This is a genomic window from Streptomyces atriruber, from assembly GCF_001418325.1.
Lineage (GTDB): Bacteria > Actinomycetota > Actinomycetes > Streptomycetales > Streptomycetaceae > Streptomyces > Streptomyces atriruber.
The window spans coordinates 1-5,161 of record NZ_LIPN01000232.1; the positions used below are offsets into that span (position 1 = coordinate 1).

A 5,161-nucleotide genomic window follows, 5' to 3' on the forward strand; every position below is an offset into this window, starting at 1 on the left:
GTTCCGGCGGGCGATCTGATGATCAGCGCCGGGCGAAGAGCGGTGTCCAGCGCCCGCCGGAACCGTCCTTCGGCGAGCGGTAGCCGCTCAGGGGAATCGTCTTCTTGCTCCCGACGGTGACGAGGACGAGCCGCTGCCGGTACTCGCTCGTGCCCGGTTCGATGTCCCAGGCGATGAGCCGCCGGTCGTCGGCCCAGGCGAGCAGCTGCTGACCGGGCAGCTTGGCGACCCGCTTGCCGGTGAGCGGGTCGAGGACCTCCGTGGCGGTGGTCTTGGCGCCGCCCGCGAAGTCACCGGCGGCGAGCTTCCCGCTCGGGGAGAGCCGGGCCTCGACGGCCCAGTGCAGGTGCCTCTCCCGCATGGGCGTGCTCTTCTTCCGCCCCTGGAAGTCGTAGTACTGCTGGCTGGGTTCGCGGATGCGACCCGAGTAGACCAGCGAGCCGTCCCGGCTGAAGTCGAAGTCCTGCCTGGTGTTGATGTCCGACATGCCGAACCCGCCGCTCTTGGTCTTCACCTCGCTCCAACTGCCGTTCCCGGAGGCCACGTCGAGGACGTAGAAGCCGGTCCTGCTCGGGTCGGCGGGCCCGGGCTCCTCGTGCTTGCCGTCGCTGATCGGCCGGTCCTTGTCGAGCCGGTCCGGGTCCTTCGCGTACGTCGTCGCGACGAGCTTCCTGCCGTCGGGCGAGAACTCGACGCCCCCGACGCCGTGGTCCACCGGGATCCAGCGCTCGACCTTGCCCGTGAGCAGGTTCAGCAGCCCGATCCGCTGGGCGGGGAGGCCGCGCTCCAGGACGGCGGCGGTCCGCATGCCGGGCGCGACGTCCAGCCACGACCAGCGGGGGTCCGTGCGGTAGGTGCCGGTCTTCTGGTCGAGCAGCCGGTAGGTGCGGGTGAAGAGGGCATCGCCGTCGGGCTGCTTGACGTTCTTGCTCGTGCTGTACGCGGCGAGGGCCGTGCCGCCCGCGGCGATCAGCTCCCGCGGCGGGGTCTGGCCGGGGTGCGCGACGATGTCGCCGCTCTGCAGCTCGCCGGCCGGGCGCGGGCCCCGCTCCTCGGAGTCCGAGCCGATGGCGGGCACCGCGACCGCCACGACGGCGGCCGTCACCACGGCGAGCGAGGTGCCCACCATCGCCCGGGTCCTGCGCCGCCGGCGCACGGCGAGCACGCGGTCGGCGAAGTCCCCCGGCACGGGCGCCCCCCGGTCCGCCTGCTCCCGCAGCGACTCGCGCACCAGATCTGCCACGTTCACGGTGATACCTCCAAGGGCGAGAAGTCGGGAGAAGCGGGCGGGTCGGCCGCGTCGGCCGTATCGGCCGCGTCGTGGCGGTCCAGGTGCGCCAGCTCGGGGGCGAGGTCCCGCAGCCGGGCGAGCGAGCGGTGCGTGGTGCTGCGCACGGTGCCGACGGAGCAGCCGAGGGCGGCGGCGACGTCCGCCTCCGGCAGGTCCTCGAAGTAGCGCAGGACGAGCACGGTGCGCTGCCTGGCGGTGAGCTTGGCGAGGGCCCCGCGCATCACGATGCGCAGGTCCGCCGCGGACGTGCCGTCCCCCGGCGCGGCACGTTCGGGCGGCTCCGCGACGGCCAGTTCGCGCCGCGGCCACTTCAGCCGCCACCGGCTGACCTGCTGCCGGTAAAGGATCCGGCGGACATACGCCTCCGGCTCGTCGATCCGCTGCCAGCGCCCGGCCGCCTTGACGAGCGCGTTCTGCAGCAGGTCCTCCCCCGCGTGCCGGTCGCCCCCGCTGAGCAGTACGGCGGTCTTCAGCAGCGCCGACGATCTGGACGCCACGAACTCCCGGAAACTGTCCTGCTCATGGGCGCTCATCGTCACCTTCGCTCCCTGGTGGGCCTGTTGCCCTCCCGCATGGATGAGGACGGGTCCGGACGACCCCCGCTATGCCTGCTCACCGAAGAAAATTCCGGGAAGGGGCCAAGCAAAAGGAGCGGCCGCCCCACAGGGGGCGACCGCTCCTCCTCTCAAGGCGTCAGCGGGCGGCGGGGAACCCCGCCGCCTTGGTCCAGCGCAGCGTGTGACTGCCCCGGCTGAACGTGACCTTCTTGCCTCCGGGGGCGACGACGATCTTCTCCCAGCCGTCGAAGTCCTTCGTGAGGTGCTTGTCCCACTTGGTCAGCGGCCCCACGGCCACCGCGGCGACCGACTCGGTCGGCGGTTCGCCGTCCGCGCAGTACCTGCCGAAGTCACCGAAGGCCGCGACCGTGCCGTCCTTGGCCTTGAGCGTGATGCCCTGGCAGGCGTCGGTCTTGGTCCTGTACACGACGGCCGACTTGGACCACCCCTTGGCGCGGGGGCTGTAGTCCTGCACGAACAGCCCCTTGCCGCGCATGTAGTGCATGGCCACGCGGCGCCCGTCGGCCAGCTCGACCTTCGCGTTGAACGGGCTCGGACTCCCGCTCCAGGGAATGTCACTCTTGCGCAACGGATAACCGTGATCCCCGGTGGCCGCCCGGTCGACCTGCTGCGCGGCACTGCGCACATCGTCCCGGGGCTGCCCCGCACTCTGCCCACACCCGACCACCAGCCCAAGCACCGCAACGGCACCAAGGGCCAACGCCCGCACACCCGTTCTGTTCATGTGGTTCCCCCTGTGGAGCGATGGCAATGGAGTGCCAACAGTAAAGCAGCGGTCGGCGCTCCGGCCCGAGCGGCGCGGACCGTCAGTTGTGGCTGTGCAGCACGTCGTTCAGGCCGCCCCACACCGCGTTGTTCGGGCGGGCCTCGACGGCGCCGGTGACCGAGTTGCGGCGGAAGAGGATGTTCGAGGCGCCGGAGAGCTCGCGGGCCTTGACGATCTGTCCGTCGGGCATGGTCACGCGCGTGCCCGCGGTGACGTACAGGCCCGCCTCGACGACGCACTCGTCGCCCAGCGCGATGCCGACGCCCGCCTCGGCGCCGACCAGGCAGCGCTCGCCGATGACGATGCGTACGTTGCCGCCGCCGGACAGCGTGCCCATCGTGGAGGCGCCGCCGCCGATGTCCGAGCCGTCGCCGACGACGACGCCCGCGGAGATGCGGCCCTCGACCATGGAGGTGCCGAGCGTGCCCGCGTTGAAGTTCACGAAGCCCTCGTGCATGACCGTGGTGCCCGCGGCGAGGTGCGCGCCGAGGCGCACGCGGTCGGCGTCGGCGATGCGGACGCCCTTCGGCGTGACGTAGTCCGTCATGCGCGGGAACTTGTCGATGGAGGTCACGGCGAGGTGCAGACCCTCGGCGCGGGCGTTGAGCCGCACCTTCTCGACGTCGTCGACGGCGACCGGGCCGAGCGAGGTCCAGGCGACGTTGGCGAGGAAGGCGAACTGGCCGTCCAGGTTCACGCCGTGCGGCTTGACCAGGCGGTGCGAGAGCAGGTGCAGGCGCAGGTAGACGTCGTGGGCGTCCAGCGGCTTGTCGTCGAGGGACGCGATGACCGTACGGACAGCGATGATCTCCACGCCACGGCGGGCGTCCGGGCCGATGGCCTTGCCCGCGCCCTCACCGAGCAGTTCCACGGCGCGCTCGGCGGTCAGCCGCTCGCTGCCGGCGGGGCCATGGCCCTCGGCAGAGGCAGCGACGAGCTCGGGGGCGGGGAACCAGGTGTCGAGGACGGTGCCGTCGGCGGTGACGGTGGCGAGGCCTGCGGCGACGGCGCCGGTGGTGCGAGAAGCGTTCGTGTCGGTCATGGGTGAAACCTAACCGGAGGTGCGCCGTGCGGGCGAACCGGTCTCAAGGTCCGGGCCACCACGAGGCCCCCTGGGCGCGGGCCGCACTACGAATCCCCGCGCGCCCTCAGATGACGCCGCCCGAAGCGGACCATTCCCACCGCCCCGCCCACCGCACCGACGGCACACGACACGGTCGCCCATGGAGCCATGTCCCGTGTCGTCCACAGCAAGCTGACTGCGACCAACGCCAGGGAGAACAGAAATCGCTCCCCGTGTCCCGGACCGCGGCGCCCCATCAGGCCCTCGGTCCCCGCCGGTGGTGCACGAACATGTGACGTCCTTCCGTGACTGCTCGGTCAATGCCGCACCGGGGACGCTGTCAAGCGCCCGGCACCAACAGCCGGGCGAGCATGGAGCGCGCGTACTCCTCGTCGTACTCACCGCCCGTGAGCAGCACCTGCAGGCTGATCCCGTCCATGAGGGCGACGAGGGCGAACGCGGTGACCGCGTCGGTCCGCAGCACCAGGACGTCGGCGAGCCCCTGGCACCACTCCGCGGCCACGGGCCGCAGCGCGGGCCTGCGCAGGGCGGCGAGATAGAGCTCGTACTCCAGCTCGACCCCGGACCGCTCCCCCGCGAACCACTCGCCCAGGAGCCGCGCGAGCCCGGCGGCGAGGTCGGCCGCCGGATCCTCGAACACGTCGCTGGCGGCCATCACCTTGGCGAAGCCCTCGTTGCTCTGCCGCAGCGCGGCGACCAGCAGCTCGTCGAGCGTCTTGAAGTGGTACGTGGTCGAGCCGAGCGGCACGTCGGCCTCGGCGGCGACCGAGCGGTGACTGAGCCCGCCGATCCCCTTCGCCCCGACGACTCGGATCGCGGCGTCGATGATCCGCTGACGGCGCTCGGGGTCGTACCGACGCCCCATCAGTGGGCCCCGCCCAGGTTGAGCACGACGACGCCCGCGATGACGAGCGCGATGCCCGCGACCTTGACCAGGTTGGCCGACTCCCCCAGGAAGATCATGCCGATGGCGGCCACGGCCGCGGTGCCGATGCCGGCCCAGATCGCATACGCAGTGCCCACGGACAGGGTCTTCAGGGTCTGCGCGAGCAGCGTGAAGGCGAGCAGATAGCCCGCGACCGTGATCAGTGAGGGGACCAGCCTGCTGAACCCCTCGCTGTACTTCATGGCCGTCGTCCCGGCCACCTCCGCCGCGATGGCCGCGGCCAGCAGTGCGTATCCCATGCGTACGAGTGTACATATCGATGCGTACAGGCGTACACAAAAGCGGGCGGTATCACCGGTTAGGGTGACGCGATCACTGTGGGGGGCCACAGAGACGCAAGAGACGTGGGAGCACCAGAGGAAAATGCCGGGCACATCGGGGTGGGGGCCGCAGGGACCGCAAGGACCACAGGGACCACCGGTACCGCAAGGACCGCCTGCATACGGACAACCGGGCGGCTGGGCACCGTTCCCGCCCCCGCACGGCTGGGCCCCAC

General features: G+C 71.4%; 6 protein-coding genes. All 6 read right to left on the bottom strand.

The window, feature by feature from the left end; translation table 11 throughout:
• Positions 1-22: 22 nt before the first annotated feature.
• Positions 23-1,249: a hypothetical protein gene (locus tag AOK03_RS23715; RefSeq protein WP_055567358.1), complete on the bottom strand. Its 1,227-nt coding sequence runs from the start codon at positions 1,247-1,249 to the stop codon at positions 23-25.
• On the bottom strand, positions 1,246-1,824 hold the full coding sequence (locus tag AOK03_RS23720; RefSeq protein ID WP_055567359.1) for a SigE family RNA polymerase sigma factor: 579 nt from the start codon (positions 1,822-1,824) through the stop codon (positions 1,246-1,248). The genes AOK03_RS23715 and AOK03_RS23720 overlap by 4 nt, the downstream gene beginning before the upstream one ends.
• A 160-nt stretch (positions 1,825-1,984) precedes the next feature.
• Positions 1,985-2,437 carry a hypothetical protein gene (locus AOK03_RS23725; RefSeq protein ID WP_055567363.1) on the bottom strand — a complete coding sequence of 151 codons (453 nt, stop codon included), beginning with the start codon at positions 2,435-2,437 and terminating at the stop codon, positions 1,985-1,987.
• Positions 2,438-2,675: 238 nt separating this feature from the next.
• Positions 2,676-3,677 carry a 2,3,4,5-tetrahydropyridine-2,6-dicarboxylate N-succinyltransferase gene (gene dapD, locus AOK03_RS23730; RefSeq protein ID WP_055567360.1) on the bottom strand — a complete coding sequence of 334 codons (1,002 nt, stop codon included), beginning with the start codon at positions 3,675-3,677 and terminating at the stop codon, positions 2,676-2,678.
• Between the two features lie 361 nt (positions 3,678-4,038).
• The gene (locus tag AOK03_RS23735) at positions 4,039-4,584 is read right to left on the bottom strand and encodes a TetR/AcrR family transcriptional regulator (RefSeq protein ID WP_055567361.1); all 546 of its coding nucleotides are present in this window, start codon (positions 4,582-4,584) and stop codon (positions 4,039-4,041) included.
• Positions 4,584-4,904: a DMT family transporter gene (locus AOK03_RS23740; protein ID WP_055567362.1), complete on the bottom strand. Its 321-nt coding sequence runs from the start codon at positions 4,902-4,904 to the stop codon at positions 4,584-4,586. The genes AOK03_RS23735 and AOK03_RS23740 overlap by 1 nt, the downstream gene beginning before the upstream one ends.
• Between the last annotated feature and the right edge of the window lie 257 nt (positions 4,905-5,161).